Source organism: Nocardioides faecalis (assembly GCF_018388425.1).
GTDB classification, from domain to species: Bacteria; Actinomycetota; Actinomycetes; order Propionibacteriales; family Nocardioidaceae; genus Nocardioides; species Nocardioides faecalis.
In genome coordinates this window covers 1,510,980-1,528,426 of sequence record NZ_CP074406.1, presented here as the reverse complement: position 1 = coordinate 1,528,426, position 17,447 = coordinate 1,510,980, and the positions used below count along the sequence as shown (strand labels likewise).

The following is a 17,447-nucleotide window of genomic DNA, read 5'->3' as shown; positions in this document are numbered from 1 at the left end:
CTGGGGGGCTGGTGGTGGGGGCTGGTGCTGAGGTCGGGGTGGGGTGGCTGCGGCTAGGGCTGCTGGGGGTGCTGGTGGAACCGGGGCACGGCCTCGAGCAGCCGCACGGTCGCCGGGTCGGCCGGCCGGGTCAGGACGTCCTCGGCCAGGCCGGACTCGACGATCCGCCCGGCGTGCATGACGGCGATGCGGTCGGCGATCCGGGCGAGCACGGACAGGTCGTGGGTGATGAACAGGCAGCCGGTGCCGAGCTCGTCGCGCAGCTCGACCAGCAGGTCGAGCACCCGGGCCTGCACCGACACGTCGAGCGCGGTGACGGGCTCGTCGCAGACCAGCAGCCTCGGGCCGACCGCGAGCGCCCGGGCGATCGCGACCCGCTGGCACTGGCCACCGCTGAGCTCGCGCGGCCGGCGGCGTCGTACAACGGGGTCGAGGTGGACGCGCTCGAGCAGCTCGACGACCCGGGCCTCCCGCTGCGGGCGGGGCACCCCCGCGACGGCCAGCGCCTCCGCGATCGTGGCGCCCACGGAGCGGTGCGGGTCGAGGGAGCCGTAGGGGTCCTGGAACACCAGCTGCGCCTGGCGCCGGTGGTCCCGGCGCTCGCGTCCGCGCAGCTCGTGCAGGGCGGTGCCGTCGAGCCGGACGGTGCCCGACGTCGGCCGGTCCAGGCCCACGACGACCCGGGCCAGGCTGGACTTGCCGCAGCCGGACTCCCCCACGAGGCCGACGATCTCGCCGGCGCCGACCTCGAGGCTCACGTCGTCGACCGCGAGGACGGAGCGGTCGCGGCCGTGGTGACGCACGGTCAACCGATCCACGCTCAGCACGGCGCCTCCCTCCCGTCGCCGGTCCGGGCGACCGGCCCCCCGGGGTGCCGCGCATGCCCCATGTCGAGGTGCGGGCCGCGGTGAGGGGCGAGGGCGGGCAGCATCGGCACGGCCGCCAGCAGGTCCCGGGTGCGCGGGTGCTCCGCGAGGTGCAGGGCGTCGGCGGGCAGCTCCTCGACGACCCGGCCGGCGTCCAGCACGAGGATCCGGTCGGCCACCGCGCCGACGACCGCGAGGTCGTGGCTGATCAGCACCAGGGCGAGGTCGCGCTGGTGCTGCAGCCTGCGCAGCAGGTCGAGCACCTCCGCCTGGGTGGTGACGTCCAGGGCGGTGGTCGGCTCGTCGGCCACGACCAGGCGGGGGTCACCGGCGAGGGCGGCCGCGACGAGCACCCGCTGCCGCATGCCGCCGGACAGCTCGTGTGGGTAGCAGTCGACCAGCCGCTCGGGATCGGGCAGCCCCACGTCACGCAGCAGGGCCACGACGCGGCGCCTGATCTCGCCGGCACGCTCCCGTCTCCGGCCGCGAACCGGGGGCCGCAGTCCCTCGGCGACGATCGACCCGATCCGGCGCAGCGGGTTGAGGGCGGTGGTGGGGTTCTGGAAGACGACCGCGACCTCGCCTCCGCGCACCGAGGAGAGCACGTCCTCGCCCGCGCCGACGAGCTCGGTGCCGCCGAGCCGCACGCTGCCGCTCACGCGGGCACGGTCGCCGGCCAACCCGAGCGGGGCCAGGCTGGAGGCGGTCTTGCCCGACCCGCTCTCGCCGACGATCGCGAGCACCTCGCCACGCCGTACCGAGTAGTCGACGCCGCGCACCGCGGGCACCGGGCCGTCGGCGGTGTCGAAGGTGACGTGCAGGTCGCGGACCACGAGCAGGTCGTGCTCCCCCACGGGAGCGGGCGTGCTCACCGGAGAGACCTCCGGCTCGGGGCTGCTCGGGACAGTCGGGGTCGGCGTCCGCCGCAGCCGCCAGCGTCGCAGCTCAGGCGGGATACCGAGGTGCTCGCTCAGCAGGTTGCCGGAGAACGCGACCGCCGTGATCGCCAATCCCGGCGGCAGCCAGAGCCACCAGGCCGAGGCCAGGTAGGGGCGCGACTCCACCAGCATCTGGCCCCACTCCGGGGTGGGCGGGGTGATCCCGAGGCCCAGGAAGCTCAGGCCTGCCGTGGCGAGCACGACCGCACCGACGTCGGTGCTGGCGAAGACGAGCGCGGGACGGGCCGCGGTCGGCACCACGTGGCGCACCAGGATCCGCAGCGGGTGCGCGCCGAGGCCGACCAGTGCGTCACAGACCGGCGAGGACCGGAACCCCAGCACCGCCCCCCGGGCGATGCGGGCGTACGGCGCCCAGGCGACCACGGACAGGGCGAGCACCAGGTTCGGCAGGCTGTTGCCGCGGATGCCGACGATCGCCAGGGCGAGCAACAGCGTCGGCACGGACAGGGCGACCTCCACGAGCCACGTGACGAGCCGGTCGACGAGGCCGCCGGCGAAGGCGCCCAGGGCGCCGATGCCGACCCCGATGACGAACGACAGGGTCATCACGACGGCGGCCATCGCGATGGATGTCCGAGCCGCCCAGAGCAGCCGGCTGAGCTGGTCGCGGCCGAGCTGGTCGGTGCCGAGCAGGTGTGCACCGCTGGGGCTCTCGAGGCTGGCCGACAGGTCGGTCGCGGTCGGCGCGGCGGGGGCGATCCAGGGGGCGAGCAGCCCGGCGAGCGCGATCAGGATCAGCGGCAGCGCCAGCAGCAGCGCCCGTGGCGCCAGCCGTCGACGGCCGGTCATCGCGCGGCGCTCCGGCGCAGACGGGGATCGATCAGCACCTGCACGAGGTCCGCGAGGCGGGTGAGCGCGATGAACCCGACCGCGAACACCAGCACACCGGCCAGGATCGCCCAGTTGTCGCGGAACTTGACCGCGTCGACGAACCAGGCCCCCAACCCGGGCCAGGCGAAGACGGTCTCCACCACGACCGTGCCGGTGAACACGATGCCCAGCTGCAGGGCGGTGACGTCCAGGGTGGAGCGCACCGCGTTCGGCAGGGCGTCGCGGAACAGGATGGAGCGGGTCGAGGCGCCCCGGGCGCGGGCCGCGGTGACGTAGGGCTGGGCGAGCGTCGCGGTGACCGCCACCGCGACCACCCGGCTGATCGTCGCGGCCGCCGGGATCGCGAGGACGATCCAGGGCATCAGCCAGGACCCGGCGCCGGCCTGCCCCGACGTCGGCAGCAAGCCCAGGCGCTCGGACAGCACGGCGATGAGCACGAAGGCGAGCCAGAACGGCGGCACCGACGCCGCCGCCAGCGCCCCGACCCGCAGCACGCCGGGCGCCGGGCCGCGCCGTACGACGGCTGCGGTCGTGCCCGCCGCCAGCCCGAGCAGCACGGCCAGCAGGCCCGCACCGCCCGCCAGGAACAGGGTGCGCGGCAGACGCAGCCCGACCTCCTCGGCCACCGGCCGACCACTGCGCTCGGAGCGTCCCAGGTCACCGGTGACCGCACGGGTGAGCCAGACGCCGTACTGCTCCACGAGGGAGTCGTCCAGCTTGAGCTCGGTGCGGATCCGCTCGATCTGCTCCGTGGACGCCGCCGCGCCGGCCTGGCGGAGGGCGATCGAGGTCGCAGTGTTGCCCGGTGTGGTGCGCACCAACGCGAACGTCGCGAAGGTGACCACCACGAGGACGACCAGGCCGGAGGCGACGTGCCGGACGACAGCCCGCGCCACCGACCGGTGCCGAGGCAGGCTCGGAGGCAGGGTCGGGGGCGGGGCCGGGGGCAGCGCCGCGGGTGCGAGGAGGTCAGCCAACCGTGACGCCGGTCAGGTCGAGGCGGTACTCGTGCGGCGGGACCTCGAACCCCTTCACCTCCGAGCGCACGGCGTAGTACCGCGGCGGGCTGGTGATCGGGACGAAGGCGACCTGCTCCTCGAGGTGCGCGTAGACCTTGCCGTAGGCGGTGTCGAGGTCGGCGGGCTCGCTCGCCGCCACGGCGGCGTCGACCAGGCGGTCCAGCTCCGGGGTGGCCCAGGTCGGGGTCTCCACGCCGGTTTTGAGGAACGACAGCGCGGTGTTGGGCGGGTCGTACGGCGCGCCGTACGTCGTCGCGAAGGTGAGGTCGAACTTCCCGGCTGCCTGCTCCTCGAAGTAGGCGGCGCCGTCGACCACCCGCAGCTCGATCGTCACGCCGATCTTGGCGAGCTCGTCCTGCAGCGCCTGGCCGGTGGTGCGGGCGTCCATCATCCCGTGCACGGGGTCGGAGACGAGGAGCAGCTCCAGCTCCAAGGCCTTGCCGTCCTTGGTGCGGCGCTTGCCGTCCATCGTCCAGCCGGCCTCGTCGAGCACCTTCGCGGCGGCGTCGCGGTCGTAGGTCCGCTCCACCCGGTCCCCTGCGTGCGGGACGCTCGGCGGGAAATACCCCTCGGCCACGTTCTCGGTGCCTCCGTAGAGCACCTCGTTGATGGACTCCACGTCCGTGGCGAGCGACAGGGCCTCGCGCACGGCGCGGTCACCGGCGACGCCCTCAGGGTTGAAGATCAGCGACATCGTGGTGTCGGCCTCACCACTCAGCAGCTCCAGCGAGGAGTCACCGTCGATCGCCTTGGCCTCGACGGCGTTGACCGGGGACAGGTATCCCCCGCCGATGAGGTCGACCTCGCCGGCGCGCAGCGCGGCGAGCCGGGTCTGGGAGTCGGGCAGCACCTTCAGCTCGACGCGGTCCAGCTCGGGCTTCTCGCCCCAGTACTCGTCGTTGCGCACGAACACGCCGCCGGTCTCGTCGGAGGACTCGAACACCCACGGCCCGGTGCCCACCGGCTCGGCGAAGTCACCGCCCGGCGCCGCTGCCGGGCTCGCGAACCGCACCGGCCGGACCAGGGTGAGCTCCTGGAGCAGCGGCGGGTACGGCTTGGACAGCTCCAGCACCAGCGTGTGCTGGTCGGGCGTCGCGACCTCCTCGATCACCGCCGCGGTGCCCAGCCAGGAGAACTGCTCCTTGCCGGCCCACTGCTCGAGGTTGAACTTCGCCGCCGCAGCATCGAAGGGCGTGCCGTCGTGGAACACCACGTCCTGGCGCAGGGCGAAAGTCACGCTGCGGCCGTCGGGAGCGACCTCCCACGACTCGGCGAGGGCCGGCTCGATCTCCCCCCCGTCGCCGTAGGCGACGAGCGGCTCGTAGATCAGGTCCATGGCGTGGAACTGGCCCAGGACGTCCCACGGGTTCAACACGCCGATCTCCTCGGCCACGGCGACGCGGATGGTGTCGCGCGGCCCGTCGGTGCTCATGGTTCCGCCGCAGGCGGCCAGCGGTACGAGCACGAGGGCCAACGTCGCCAGCCACAGCGGGCGGCGAGCACCCCGCCGGCGTCGTACGACGGCACCGGTGCGGCTCGCGGCGCTCGTGGCGGTCGTCCTCATCGGTGGTCCTCTCCGTGGCCCGAGCGCCTCGTGATCGTTGTTGCAATCTCATTGCAAGAAGACCGCACCCTAGCGGGGCGACCCGCGCGGCCCCGTCACCACCCCCGGCCCACCGGTACATTCTGTATCGTTTTCACTATGAGCACCGTCGGCCGCCCCGCAGGACCCGCGCGCGCCACCACCGAGGTCGTGCTCACCGCCGCGCTCGAGCTGCTGCTCTCCGAGGGCCTCGGCGCCCTGACCGCGCAGCGGCTGCACCAGGCCACCGGGGTCTCCCGCTCGACGATCTACCGGCACTGGGAGACGCCGACCCGGGTGCTGGAGGCGCTGATCGACGTCGCCCCTCCCCCGCCGCACCCGACCTCCGGCGACCCGGTCGCCGACGCCCACGCCGAGGTGGACCTGTTCTGCGACCGGCTCCGCGACAAGCCCGTCGCCGCGTTCCTGCAGGCGCTGCTGGCCGCCGACGACTCCGCGCTCAAGCTGCGCCAGCGCTACGTCGACGGCATCGCCGCACCGTTCCGGCGCCGCGCCGAGGAGGCCGGGCTGGACGGCGAGCAGGTCGACGACGCAGTCGCCGCGATCGTGGCGCCGCTCGTCCTGGACGCCCTGGTCGCCCGCGGCGACGCCGACCGGGCCCGCGCGCACCGCGCGGTGGACCGGCACCTGCACGCACCGGACGGCTCACCCACCGCTCCGTAGGGTGAGCGCGTGAGCACGCCGGGGTCGATGTCGCAGCTGTTGGACCGCGTGCGCGCCGACCTGCTCGCCGATACCTCCGGCGAGGTCAGCCCGGGCAACCCGCTGCTCGCCGACGCCGAGACCGACCGCTTCGCGCTGGCCGTGGTCGACCCGCACGACGGCACCGTGCACGCCACCGAGGACGCCGAGCACCACGTCACCATCCAGTCGGTGGCGAAGCCGTGGACGTACGCCGTCGCCCTGCTCGACCACGGCGAGCAGGTGCACGAACGGATCGGCGTGGAGCCCACCGGCGAGCCCTTCGACGCACTGGTGCTGGAGAGCCAGACCGGCCGCCCGCCCAACGCCATGGTCAACGCCGGAGCCCTCGTCGCCGCCTCGCTGGTGCGCGGCGGAGACGTCGACGAACGCGTGGAGCGGGTGCTGGACGTGTGCTCCCGCGCCGCCGGGCGCCCGCTGGCCGTGGACGAGGAGATGGCGCGCCACGAGCTCGAGCACGGCGACCGCAACCGCGCCCTGGGCTACCTGATGCACGACAGCGGCGCGCTGGCCTGCGACGTCGACGCCGCCGTCGAGGTGCTGGCCCGGGTCTGCTCCATCAGCGTCACCGCCACCGACCTGGCCACCATGGCGGCCACGCTGGCCGGCTGGGGCCGCCGCCCGGGCGCCACCGGCGACAGCGGTGAGGACCAGCGCGTGCTGCCGGAGGCGACCGTCATCGAAGTGCTCTCCGTGATGGCCACGTGCGGGATGTACGACGGCGCCGGCCGCTGGGCGCACCGGGTCGGCATACCGGCCAAGTCCGGGGTCTCCGGGGCACTGCTGGCGCTCGCCCCGGGTCGGCTCGGCATCGGCGCCTGGAGCGCCCCGCTCGACGACCACGGCAACAGCCTGCGCGGCGTGCGCGCCTGCGAGGCGCTCTCCACCGAGCTCGGCCTGCACCGGTTCGCCCCACCTCGGTGAGGCACGCCACAGGCCGGGCCGTGGGGAGCGGAGCGCCCCGCGGCCGCCGCGGACGACTCGATAGGTTGAGGCCGGGCGACGCGTCTGCTCCGCGCACCGCACCACCATCGACGTACCTCTAACCGGACCAGGAGGCGCCCGGCGTGAGATCCGTGACCACTCGATCCGTCCACGCCGCGCGGCGCGAGCCGCGAGCGGAGCTGCCCACGTGAGCGTCCTCCTGGTCGCGCACGCCGTCGCGGCCCTTCTCGCGCCGTGGCTGGTGCGTCTGCTGGGCCGGCGTGCCTTCGCCGCGCTCGCCCTGGTGCCGCTGGCCGGCTTCGCCTGGGTGCTCGCGCAGACCGGCGCGGTGCAGGACGGCGGCGTGGCCGAGAGCTGGGAGTGGGTGCCCACCCTGGGCATCGAGCTGGCGTTCCACATGGGGGCGCTGCAGTGGCTGCTGGCGCTGGTGGTCACCGGCATCGGGGCGCTGGTCCTTGCCTACTGCACCTGGTACTTCCACGACGACGACCCCGGTCTGAGCACCTTCGCCGGCGTCTTCGTCGCGTTCGCCGGCTCGATGCTCGGCCTGGTGCTGTGCGACGACCTGATGGTGCTCTACGTCTTCTGGGAGCTCACCACCGTCTTCTCGTTCCTGCTGATCGGCATCGACCCCGCTCGCCGGGCGAGCCGGCAGGCGGCGATGCAGGCGCTGCTGGTCACCACCCTCGGTGGCCTGGCGATGCTCGTGGGCATGCTGATGCTCGGCCACCAGGCCGGCACGCTGCGGATCAGCGAGCTGGTCGCCGACCCGCCCGCGGCCGGCACCGCCACGGCCGTCGCGGTGGCCCTGGTGCTGGTGGGCGCGCTGAGCAAGTCGGCGCTGGTCCCGTTCCACTTCTGGCTGCCCGGCGCGATGGCGGCGCCGACCCCGGTCAGCGCCTACCTGCATGCCGCCTCCATGGTGAAGGCCGGCGTCTACCTGGTCGCGCTGCTCGCCCCCGGCTTCGCCGGCGTGGCCGGGTGGCACGAGGTGATCCTGACCCTCGGCGTCGCGACGATGCTGCTCGGCGGCTGGCGCGCCCTGCGGCAGTACGACGCGAAGCTGCTGCTCGCCTACGGCACGGTGAGCCAGCTGGGCTTCCTGCTGGTGGTGCTCAGCATCGGCACCCGATCGGCCGCACTGGCCGGTGTCGCGATGCTGCTCGCGCACGCCCTGTTCAAGGCCACCCTCTTCCTCGTCGTGGGCATCGTCGACCACCAGGCCGGCACCCGCGACATCCGAGTGCTCTCCGGCGTCGGCCGCCAGGCCCCGGTGCTCGCCGCGGCGGCCGTGCTGGGCGGCGCGGCGATGGCGGGGGTGCCGCCGCTGCTGGGCTTCGTGGGCAAGGAGGGCATCTTCACGGCGCTGCTCGACGTCGCCGACGCCGGCGACCGACCGGACATCGCGCCGTGGGCCGGCTGGCTGGTGCTGGCCGGGGTCGTCCTCGGCTCGCTGCTGACGGTGGCCTACACGCTGCGGTTCCTGTGGGGCGTGCTCGGCACCAAGCGGGACGTGGCACTCATCGACTTCCCCGCCCCGGCGGCGGGCTTCCTGGCGGCGCCGGTCCTGTTGGCCGTGGCCAGCGCGGTGCTCGGCTTCGCCGGCGCGCCGCTGACCGAGCTGGTGGCGCCGTACGCCGAGCAGTTCCCGGCCGGGGTGCACGCCAGCGAGCTGGCGTTGTGGCACGGCTGGAAGCCGGCGCTCGCCCTGTCCGCGCTCGCGCTGGCCGGTGGCGCCGCACTGTTCGCCGCCCGCGCCCGGTTCGGGGCGCTGCAGACCCGGCTCGCGATGCCGTACTCCGCGGACGGCTCCTACCGCCTCGTGATGCGCAGCGTGGACCGGCTCGCGGTCGAGCTGACCAGCCTCACCCAGAGCGGCTCGGTGGCGGTCTACCTCGTGGTCATCTTGATGGTCGTCGTGCTGCTGCCCGGCACCGCGGCGCTGATGGCGCTCGACTCGCCCATCGACGCAGTGCTGTGGGACACCCCGACCCAGGCCGTGGTGGGCGTGGTGATCGCCCTGGCGGCGATCTTCGCGGTCCGCTCCCGGCGCCGCCTGCGGGCGGTGATCCTGACCGGCGTCACCGGCTACGGCACCGCGCTGCTGTTCCTGCTGCACGGGGCACCGGACCTGGCGCTGACCCAGGTGCTGGTGGAGACGACCAGCCTCGTCGTCTTCGTGCTCGTGCTGCGCCGACTTCCGGAGTACTTCACCGACCGGCCCCTGTCCGCGCGGCGCTACCTGCGGATGCTGCTGGGGGCTGCGGTCGGCGGCGTCGTCGCCGTGGTCATGCTGATCGCCACCGGCTCGCGCTCCGCGGACCCGGTCTCGACGGCCTACCCGGAGGAGGCGGTGGAGTTCGGCGGCGGCCACAACATCGTCAACGTGATCCTGGTCGACATCCGCGCCTGGGACACCCTCGGGGAGATCTCGGTCCTGGTGGCCGCGGCGACCGGCGTGGCGAGCCTGCTCTTCCTCGACACCCGGCTCTCCGGCATCCGCCGGGTGCACGACATCCCCTACCCGGCGACGGTGGAGAAGGTGCCCACCGGCCCCGGGCGCCGGGTCTGGCTGCCCGGCCCGCGCACCCTTCCCCCGGACCGGCGCTCGATCATCTTCGAGGTCGTCACCCGGCTGCTGTTCCCCGTGCTGATCGTGTTCGGCATCTACCTGCTGCTGGCCGGGCACAACCTGCCCGGCGGCGGGTTCGCCGCCGGCATGGTCACCGGCTTGGCGCTGATGGTGCGCTACCTCGCCGGCGGGCGCTACGAGCTCGACGAGGCCGCGCCTGTCGACGCCGGCATCCTGATGGGCGCCGGCCTGTTCGTCGCCGGCGTCGCGGGCCTGGCACCGCTGGCCTTCGGCGGTGCGGTGCTGCAGAGCGCGAAGATCGACCTGGCCCTGCCGCTGCTCGGCGAGCTGCACCTGGTCTCCTCCACGATCTTCGACATCGGCGTCTACCTGGTGGTGGTCGGCCTCGTGCTGGACCTGCTCCGCGCCCTCGGGGCACGCATCGACCGGCAGATCCTGCGCGAGGAGCGCGAGGCTGCTACTGCCGCGGCCGACGGCTCCGACAAGGAAGGGGCACTGGCGTGAGCGGCAACGTGACGCTGATCCTCATCGCCGCGGTGCTCATCGGCTGCGGCGTCTACCTGGTGCTGGAGCGCAGCCTGACCCGCGTGCTGGTCGGGCTGCTGATCCTGGGCAACGGCGTGAGCATCCTGTTCCTGGTCTCCAGCGGCCCGGCGGGCAAGGCCCCGATCGAGGGCCTCACCCCCACCGAGGACATGTCCGACCCGCTGCCGCAGGCGCTGGTGCTGACCGCCATCGTGATCGCCCTGGCGACGACCTCGTTCCTGCTCGCGATGGCGCACCGCAGCTGGCAGCTCAACGACAACGACGACGTCCAGGACGACATCGAGGACGCCACCATCCGGCGCCTGGCCGCGGCCGACGAGGCCTCGGACAGCCACGACCTGGTCACCGGCGGGGTCGTCGAGGACGACGAGCTCACCGAGGAGGGTGCGTGATGGACGCGACCACACTGCTGGTGCCCGCCCCCGTCATCGTGCCGCTGTGCGGTGCAGGCGCCGCACTGATGCTGTCCCACCGACCCCGAGCCCAGCGCTGGGTGAGCTTCCTGGTGCTGGCCGCGATCGTCGTGGTCGCGGTGGTGCTGGCCGTGCGCGCCGACCGCTACGGCCCTCAGGTCGCCTGGCTGGGCGCCTGGACCCCGCCGCTGGGGATCAGCCTGGTCGCCGACCGGCTCTCGGCCCTGATGCTGCTGGTCTCCGCGCTGGTCACGCTCGCGGTGCTGGCCTACTCGATCGGCCAGGGCATGACCGGCGACGAGCGCGAGGCGCCGGTGTCGATCTACCACCCGACGTTCCTGGTGCTGACCGCCGGCGTGGCCAACGCGTTCCTGGCCGGCGACCTGTTCAACCTGTTCGTCAGCTTCGAGATGCTGCTCTTCGCCAGCTACGTGCTGCTGACGCTGGGCGGCACCGCGCCACGGATCCTGGCCGGCACCATCTACGTGGTCGTGAACATGGTGTCCTCGGCGCTGTTCCTGATCTCGATCGCCGCCGTGTACGCCGCCACCGGCACCCTCAACCTCGCCCAGCTGGCGCAGCGGATCGAGGAGCTGCCCGACGGCGTCAGCCTGACCCTGCAGCTGATGCTGCTGGTGACCTTCTCGATCAAGGCGGCCGTCTTCCCGCTCTCCCTGTGGCTGCCGGACAGCTATCCGACCGCACCGGCGCCCGTCACCGCCGTGTTCGCCGGCCTGCTCACCAAGGTGGGCGTCTACGCGATCCTGCGCGTGCAGACGCTGCTGTTCCCACACAGCCCGCTGTCGGACCTGCTGCTGTGGGCCGCGCTGGTGACGATGGTCGTGGGCATCCTCGGCGCCGTGGCGCAGTCGGACATCAAGCGCATGCTGTCCTTCACCCTGGTCAGCCACATCGGCTACATGATCTTCGGCATCGCACTCGCCACCGAGGCCGGTGTCTCCGGCGCGATCTTCTACGTCGCGCACCACATCACGATCCAGACCGCGCTGTTCCTGGTGGTCGGGCTCATCGAGCGCCGCGCCGGCTCGACCTCGCTGGTGCGCCTCGGCGGGCTGGCCCGCCTGGCGCCGCTGCTAGGGCTGTTGTTCTTCGTGCCGGCGATGAACCTGGCCGGCATCCCACCGTTGTCCGGCTTCCTCGGCAAGGTCGGGTTGCTGCAGGCCGGCCTCGACGACGGCACCCCCCTCGCGCTGGTGCTGGTCGCCGGTGGCACGGTGACCAGCCTGCTCACCCTCTACGCGATCGCGAAGACGTGGGCGATCGCCTTCTGGCGCACCCCCGAGCAGGCCCACGAGACCGCGCAGGACCTGCCCAGCCCCGGGGACGCCCCCGACACCGACACCGGCGCGCTCGGGACGGTCCAGCACCGCGGCCACGTGCACGTCGGCGGCACCGCCTACGCGCCGCGCGACCTGGAGGAGGCCCGGCGGGTGCGGGACGACGAGGCACCCGAGCGTGACCTCTACCAGCTGCTGCGTGACGGTGCGCTGCCCGAACGGCTGCCCACCGGCATGGTGGTGCCCACCGCGGGCGTGGTGGCCGTCAGCCTCCTGTTCACCCTCGTCGCCGGGCCGCTGTTCGCGTTCACCGACGCCGCCGCCGCGGACCTGATCGAACGGACGCCGTACCTCGAAGCGGTGCTGGACGGGGGCGAGCGATGAGCGCCCCCACCCCCGTCGGCGGCGCCGAGACGCAGGCGCAGGACCAGACGACGGGCCGCCCTCCCCAGCGGTACGGCGCCCTGCAGTGGCCGATGCTGCTGTGGCTCACGGTGGTGTGGGTCGTGCTGTGGCGCGACATCTCGCCCCTCACCGTGCTCGGCGGGCTGGTCGTGGCGACCATCGCCTGCCTGGTGTTCCCGCTGCCGCCGCTGCACGTCGACGTCCGGGTCCGGCCGGTCGCGCTGCTGGTGCTCGTCGGGCGGTTCGTCTTCGACGTGGTCCGAGCCAGCGTGCAGGTGGCGTGGGTGGTGCTGCGACCCCAGCGGCCGCTGCGCAACGGCATCGTCGAGGTCAACCTGCGCACCCCCTCGGACTTCGTGCTCACCGTCGTCGCGGAGATGACCAGCCTGATCCCGGGCAGCATCGTGGTCGAGGCCCGGCGCTCCACGCACACCCTGTTCCTGCACGTCCTCGAGGTCGGCGACGAGGCCGGGGCCGAACGGTTCCGGCGCAGCGTGCTCGCCCAGGAGGCGCGGGTCGTGCGCGCCCTGGGCCGGCACACCGACCACCTCGACGACAGGCCCGGCGACCGGCCCGGCGACCCGACCGAGGCCCCCGAACCGACCGAAGGAGCGCACCGATGAGCATCGTGCTGGCGATCTCGGTGGCGATGCTGGCCGTCGCCGCCGTGGCGACGGTGGCCCGGATGACGATCGGCCCCACCATGTTGGACCGGGCGGTCGCGCTCGACGTGTTCGTCGCGATCGCGATCTGCGGGCTGGCGATCGAGGCCGCGATCAACCGGCACACCTTCACCGTGCCGATCCTGCTCGTGCTCACCCTGCTCGGGTTCGTCGGCTCGGTCAGCGTCGCCCGGTTCACCAAGGGCAGCGACGACATCGAGGCGGAGCGGTCGTGACCTGGGCCGGAGTGGCGGACACGCTCGCCGCCATCTGCTTCCTGCTCGGCGCGACGCTGGCGATGATCGCCGCGATCGGCGTGCTGCGCCTGCCCGACCTGCTCAGCCGGATGCACGCCGCGACCAAGCCGCAGTCCCTCGGGCTGGTCCTGGTGCTGATGGGGCTGGCGCTCCGGGCGCGCGAGGCCGACGTGATCGGGCTGTTGACGTTGGTCGGGGTGTTCCAGCTGCTCACCACGCCGGTGGCCAACCACATGCTCGGCCGGGCGTCCCTGCGCGCCGGCCAGGTGCGCGACGACCTCCTCGTCGTCGACGACCTCGCCGACGCCCCCGCCGGGCACGAGGAGCCGCGCGGCGCGCCGTGACCCCTGGTTGCCCGCCGGTGGCCCGGGTACCGCCGTCCCCGTCAGCAGAACTCAGACGAGGAGGCGACGTACGTGAAGGCAGTGACCTGGCAGGGCAACCACGACATGCAGGTGACCGACGTGCCGGACCCCGGGATCCAGGAGCCGACCGACGTCATCATCGAGGTCACCTCGACCGGTCTGTGCGGCTCCGACCTGCACCTGTACGAGACGCTCGGTGCGTTCATGGAGCCCGGCGACGTCGTCGGCCACGAGCCGATGGGCGTCGTGGTGGAGGTGGGCAGCGAGGTCACCGAGCTCGCCGTCGGCGACCGGGTGGTGGTGCCGTTCAACGTCTGTTGCGGCTCCTGCTGGATGTGCGACCAGAAGCTCTACAGCCAGTGCGAGACCACGCAGAACCACGAGCACGGCACGGGCGCCAGCTTCTTCGGCTACTCCAAGCTCTACGGCCAGGTGCCGGGTGGGCAGGCGGAGTACCTGCGGGTGCCCTTCGGCAACTTCCTGCCGATCAAGGTGCCCCACGAGCACGAAGACGACCGGTTCCTGTTCCTCTCCGACGTGCTGCCGACCGCGTGGCAGGGCCTGCAGTACGCCGACGTGCCCGACGGCGGCACCCTGCTCGTGCTCGGCGCCGGTCCCATCGGTGACATGGCCGCCCGGATGGGCGTGCGTGCCGGGCACCGGGTCATCTCGGTCGACCGGGTGCCTGAGCGGCTCGAGCGGGTCCGGGCCTTCGGCGCGGAGGTGCTGGACCTGAACGAGGTCGGTGTCGGTGAGGGCGTGGCCGCCGCCGTCCGCGAGCTCACCGGGGGCCGCGGCGCGGACTCCGTGATCGACGCCGTGGGCATGGAGGCACACGGATCGCCCGGGGCCCAGGCCGTGCAGAAGTTCGCCGGTCTGCTGCCCGACGCGATCGCCGAGCCCGTGATGAAGAAGGCCGGCATCGACCGGCTCGCCGCGCTGCACACCGCCTTCGACTCCGTACGACGCGGCGGGACCGTGTCGATCTCCGGGGTCTACGGCGGCGCGCTCGACCCGATCCCGATGTTCCAGCTCTTCGACAAGCAGGTGCAGATCCGGATGGGCCAGGCCAACGTGCGCGCCTGGACCGACGACCTCCTCGCCATGCTGGTCGAGGACGACCCGTTCGGCGTCGACTCCTTCGCCACCCACCACCTGCCGCTGAGCGAGGCGCCCGCCGCCTACGAGAAGTTCCAGAAGAAGCAGGACGGGATGGTCAAGGTCGTCTTCAAGCCCTGACGCACCTCCGCTGTCGGTGACCGGCGCGCGGGCCGCCTAGGGTGGCCCGCGTGTCGGTCCGTGTGCTCCGGGTGTTGGCGTGGTTCGCCTGCGTGGCGACCACGTCGACGGCGTTCTGGCTGCTGACCCGCTCCCGCGACGTCGACTTCGACGTGCCGATGCTGCTGGTGCTGGGCGCCCACGTGATGCTCGGCTGGGTGCTGCACCTGTCCGTCGAGGCCCTCGACGTACGACGCACGGCCATGGGCGGCGCCATGCTGGGCGGGTTCGGCGCGCTGCTGGCCGAGCTCGCGATCGGGTTCCTCATGTTCCCCGCGACGTTGCGCGACGGCGAGATCCCCGATCGGTCGTGGTTCCTCGTCGTCCCGTTCGTGCTGCTGCTCGGCTTCGCGGCCTTCCTGCTGGGGGTGCTGCTGGTCCGGTTGCTGCTGGCGCCGGCGGTGACCCTGGTTCGCCGTGGTCGCGCCGCGCTCGGCGGCGACGTCGACGCCCGGGACGCCGTGCTGTGGAGCCTGTTGTTGCTGGTCACGGTCGCGTGGGCCACCGCCACGGCGCTCGCCCTCCCCTCCGAGGAGGGTCGAGCCCGGCTCCTTCCCATCGTGCTGCTCCTGCTCGGGGTGCGCGGGCAGGAGGAGGCGCACCAGGGGGCGCTGTGGGCCGGTCGCGTGCTGAGCGTCCTGCTCGTCCTCGTCGGCGTGGCCCTCTTCCGGTTCCAGAGGCGGCTGCGGGCTGCGGCGGCCGAGCCGGACCCCTCGGACCCGCACCGCGGCCGCGGCGAGAGCGCCGGGAAACACGCCGACCGCTGACCGGGCGCCTCGCTGCTCGGATGCGCCCCGGATGCCCGGGTACCGCCAGGGCCGGCGCGATGCAGCAGAGGGGGAGCGATGGCGACGCACGAGCCCGGGACCGGTTCCGACGAGCAGGCCGCAGCGGCCGTCCCCGACGGGCAGCGGCTGGTGGCCGACCTCGTCGTCGAGCGGTTCCGGGCGTGGGGCGTGCCGCGGGTCTTCGGCTACTCCGGCGACGGCATCAACCCCGTGATGGGCGCCCTGCGCCGGGCCGCGGGCGACCCGGCCTTCGTGCAGGCACGGCACGAGGAGAGCGCCGCGTTGATGGCGACCGGCCACGCCAAGTACACCGGCGGCGTGGGCGTCATGCTCAGCACCCAGGGACCGGGCGCCGTGCACCTGCTCAACGGCCTGTACGACGCCAAGCTCGACCACCAGCCCGTGGTGGCCGTCGTGGGCCAGCAACCCACCACCGCCCTGGGCGCGGAGTACCAGCAGGAGCTCGACCTGACCGCGCTGTTCAGCGACGTGGCCGCGCAGTACGTGCAGGTTGTGCTCGCCCCCGAGCAGGCGGGGATGGTGCTGGACCGCGCGTTCCGCACCGCCCTCGCCACCCGGTCCCCCTGCGTCGTGGTGCTGCCGCACGACGTGCAGACGCAGCCGGCGCCGGCCGTGCCGCCGCACGAGCACGGCGTCGTGCCGACCGCACCGCAGTGGCGTCCGCCGCGTGTGCTGCCCGCCGACGACGACCTCGCCGACGCCGCGGAGGTCCTCAACGCCGGGGAGCGGGTGGCGCTGCTGGTCGGCCAGGGCGCCCGGGACGCCGGCGCGACGGTCCGGGCGGTCGCGGAGCGGCTGGGTGCGGGGGTGACCACCAGCCTGCTGGGCAAGCCGTGGTGGGACGAGACGCTGCCGACCAGCTGCGGGGTGATGGGTCACCTCGGCACGACCGCCTCAGCCTGGCTGATGCAGCACTGCGACACGCTGCTGATGGTCGGCACCAACGACCCCTGGACGGAGTTCTATCCCGCGCCCGGGCAGGCACGCGCGGTGCAGGTCGACCTCGACGGCCGCCACCTCGGCAACCGCTACCCCGTCGAGGTCGGTCTCGTCGGGGACGCCGACGAGACGCTCTCGGCGCTGCTGCCGCTGCTGACCGAGCGCACGGACACCGGTTGGCGCGACCAGGTCGCCGGCGAGGTCGAACGGTGGCAGCGGATCGCCGAGGAGCGGGCCGCGCTGGGCGCCGTACCGCTCAACCCGGAACGGGTGGTCCGGGCGCTCTCCGCGCACCTGCCCGAGACCGCGCAGGTGAGCGTGGACGTGGGGTCGGTCGTCTACTGGTACGCCCGGCACCTGCGGCTGCCGCCCGGCGTGCCGGCGCACCTGTCCTCCACGCTGGCGTCGATGGGCTCCGGGCTGCCCTACGGCCTGGCCGCCAAGCTCGCCGCCCCCGACCGGCCGGTGGTCGCGCTGGTCGGTGACGGCGCGATGCAGATGAACGGGATCGCCGAGCTCGTCACGCTCGCCTCCCGCTGGCAGGACTGGGCCGACCCCCACTTCGTCGTCCTGGTGCTGCACAACAACGACCTGGCCGAGGTCACCTGGGAGCAGCGCGAGACCGAGGGCGACCCGAGGTACGACGTGAGCCAGTCGCTGCCGGACTTCCCCTACGCGCGCTACGCCGAGCTGCTCGGGCTCGGCGGCATCCGCATCGACTCCCCCGCCGACGTCGACGACGCCTGGGCCCACGCCTTCACGGCCGGCCGACCCGTCGTGATCGAGGCGATCGTCGATCCCGACGTGCCGCTCCTGCCGCCCTTCCCCGCCGGGGCGGAGAAGATGGACAGCTTCCGCAGGGCACTGGACGCCGAGGACGGAAGCGAGCGCGCCCGGGACCTGCTCGAGCGGCAGGCGAAGCAGGAGTCCGACTGATTGCATCGGACCGCAGCCCGA

15 protein-coding genes are annotated in these 17,447 nt (G+C 73.4%); 11 read left to right on the top strand and 4 right to left on the bottom strand.

Annotated elements, in window-relative coordinates:
• Positions 1-53: 53 nt before the first annotated feature.
• From KG111_RS07020 to KG111_RS07005, 4 genes are all read right to left on the bottom strand, one after another.
• Positions 54-827: an ABC transporter ATP-binding protein gene (locus tag KG111_RS07020; protein ID WP_205291467.1), complete on the bottom strand. Its 774-nt coding sequence runs from the start codon at positions 825-827 to the stop codon at positions 54-56.
• The gene (locus KG111_RS07015) at positions 821-2,614 is read right to left on the bottom strand and encodes a dipeptide/oligopeptide/nickel ABC transporter permease/ATP-binding protein (RefSeq protein ID WP_205291468.1); all 1,794 of its coding nucleotides are present in this window, start codon (positions 2,612-2,614) and stop codon (positions 821-823) included. Before KG111_RS07015 ends, KG111_RS07020 begins: the two co-directional genes overlap by 7 nt.
• Positions 2,611-3,552, bottom strand: a complete 942-nt coding sequence (locus tag KG111_RS07010; RefSeq protein WP_205291469.1) for an ABC transporter permease — start codon at positions 3,550-3,552, stop codon at positions 2,611-2,613. Before KG111_RS07010 ends, KG111_RS07015 begins: the two co-directional genes overlap by 4 nt.
• Positions 3,553-3,625: 73 nt before the next feature.
• Positions 3,626-5,239, bottom strand: a complete 1,614-nt coding sequence (locus tag KG111_RS07005) for an ABC transporter substrate-binding protein (protein ID WP_205291470.1) — start codon at positions 5,237-5,239, stop codon at positions 3,626-3,628.
• 138 nt (positions 5,240-5,377) lie between these two features.
• Here KG111_RS07005 and KG111_RS07000 point away from each other — a divergent pair, with 138 nt between their 5' ends.
• The 11 genes from KG111_RS07000 to KG111_RS06950 all read left to right on the top strand — a co-directional run bounded on the left by KG111_RS07000 (position 5,378) and on the right by KG111_RS06950 (position 17,426).
• Positions 5,378-5,941 (top strand): TetR family transcriptional regulator, encoded by a 564-nt coding sequence (locus tag KG111_RS07000; RefSeq protein ID WP_205291471.1) that lies wholly within the window; start codon positions 5,378-5,380, stop codon positions 5,939-5,941.
• 9 nt (positions 5,942-5,950) lie between these two features.
• Positions 5,951-6,904, top strand: a complete 954-nt coding sequence (gene glsA, locus KG111_RS06995) for a glutaminase A (protein WP_205291472.1) — start codon at positions 5,951-5,953, stop codon at positions 6,902-6,904.
• A gap of 208 nt (positions 6,905-7,112) precedes the next feature.
• Positions 7,113-10,022, top strand: coding sequence for a Na+/H+ antiporter subunit A (locus KG111_RS06990; RefSeq protein WP_205291473.1), 2,910 nt, complete (start codon positions 7,113-7,115; stop codon positions 10,020-10,022).
• Positions 10,019-10,456: a Na(+)/H(+) antiporter subunit C gene (locus tag KG111_RS06985; protein WP_205291474.1), complete on the top strand. Its 438-nt coding sequence runs from the start codon at positions 10,019-10,021 to the stop codon at positions 10,454-10,456. Before KG111_RS06990 ends, KG111_RS06985 begins: the two co-directional genes overlap by 4 nt.
• Entirely contained in the window at positions 10,456-12,159 is a 1,704-nt protein-coding gene (locus KG111_RS06980; RefSeq protein ID WP_205291475.1) for a Na+/H+ antiporter subunit D, read from the top strand. The genes KG111_RS06985 and KG111_RS06980 overlap by 1 nt, the downstream gene beginning before the upstream one ends.
• Positions 12,156-12,803, top strand: coding sequence for a Na+/H+ antiporter subunit E (locus tag KG111_RS06975; protein ID WP_205291476.1), 648 nt, complete (start codon positions 12,156-12,158; stop codon positions 12,801-12,803). Before KG111_RS06980 ends, KG111_RS06975 begins: the two co-directional genes overlap by 4 nt.
• Entirely contained in the window at positions 12,800-13,078 is a 279-nt protein-coding gene (locus KG111_RS06970; RefSeq protein WP_205291477.1) for an MrpF/PhaF family protein, read from the top strand. The genes KG111_RS06975 and KG111_RS06970 overlap by 4 nt, the downstream gene beginning before the upstream one ends.
• Positions 13,075-13,443 (top strand): monovalent cation/H(+) antiporter subunit G, encoded by a 369-nt coding sequence (gene mnhG, locus KG111_RS06965; RefSeq protein WP_205291478.1) that lies wholly within the window; start codon positions 13,075-13,077, stop codon positions 13,441-13,443. Before KG111_RS06970 ends, mnhG begins: the two co-directional genes overlap by 4 nt.
• Positions 13,444-13,515: 72 nt before the next feature.
• Entirely contained in the window at positions 13,516-14,703 is a 1,188-nt protein-coding gene (locus KG111_RS06960; RefSeq protein ID WP_205291479.1) for an alcohol dehydrogenase catalytic domain-containing protein, read from the top strand.
• Positions 14,704-14,753: 50 nt separating this feature from the next.
• Positions 14,754-15,509, top strand: coding sequence for a hypothetical protein (locus tag KG111_RS06955; RefSeq protein ID WP_205291480.1), 756 nt, complete (start codon positions 14,754-14,756; stop codon positions 15,507-15,509).
• A gap of 78 nt (positions 15,510-15,587) precedes the next feature.
• Complete coding sequence (locus KG111_RS06950; RefSeq protein WP_205291481.1) at positions 15,588-17,426, top strand: thiamine pyrophosphate-requiring protein; 1,839 nt, start codon at positions 15,588-15,590, stop codon at positions 17,424-17,426.
• The last annotated feature ends 21 nt before the right edge of the window (positions 17,427-17,447 follow it).

Excerpts from the sequence above, each read along its gene's own strand:
- KG111_RS07015 (WP_205291468.1), bottom strand. The coding sequence starts at position 2,614 with ATGACCGGCCGTCGACGGCTGGCGCCACGGGCGCTGCTGCTGGCGCTG.
- KG111_RS07005 (WP_205291470.1), bottom strand. The coding sequence starts at position 5,239 with ATGAGGACGACCGCCACGAGCGCCGCGAGCCGCACCGGTGCCGTCGTA.
- KG111_RS07000 (WP_205291471.1), top strand. The coding sequence starts at position 5,378 with ATGAGCACCGTCGGCCGCCCCGCAGGACCCGCGCGCGCCACCACCGAG.
- KG111_RS06980 (WP_205291475.1), top strand. The coding sequence starts at position 10,456 with ATGGACGCGACCACACTGCTGGTGCCCGCCCCCGTCATCGTGCCGCTG.
- KG111_RS06975 (WP_205291476.1), top strand. The coding sequence starts at position 12,156 with ATGAGCGCCCCCACCCCCGTCGGCGGCGCCGAGACGCAGGCGCAGGAC.
- KG111_RS06970 (WP_205291477.1), top strand. The coding sequence starts at position 12,800 with ATGAGCATCGTGCTGGCGATCTCGGTGGCGATGCTGGCCGTCGCCGCC.
- KG111_RS06950 (WP_205291481.1), top strand. The coding sequence starts at position 15,588 with ATGGCGACGCACGAGCCCGGGACCGGTTCCGACGAGCAGGCCGCAGCG.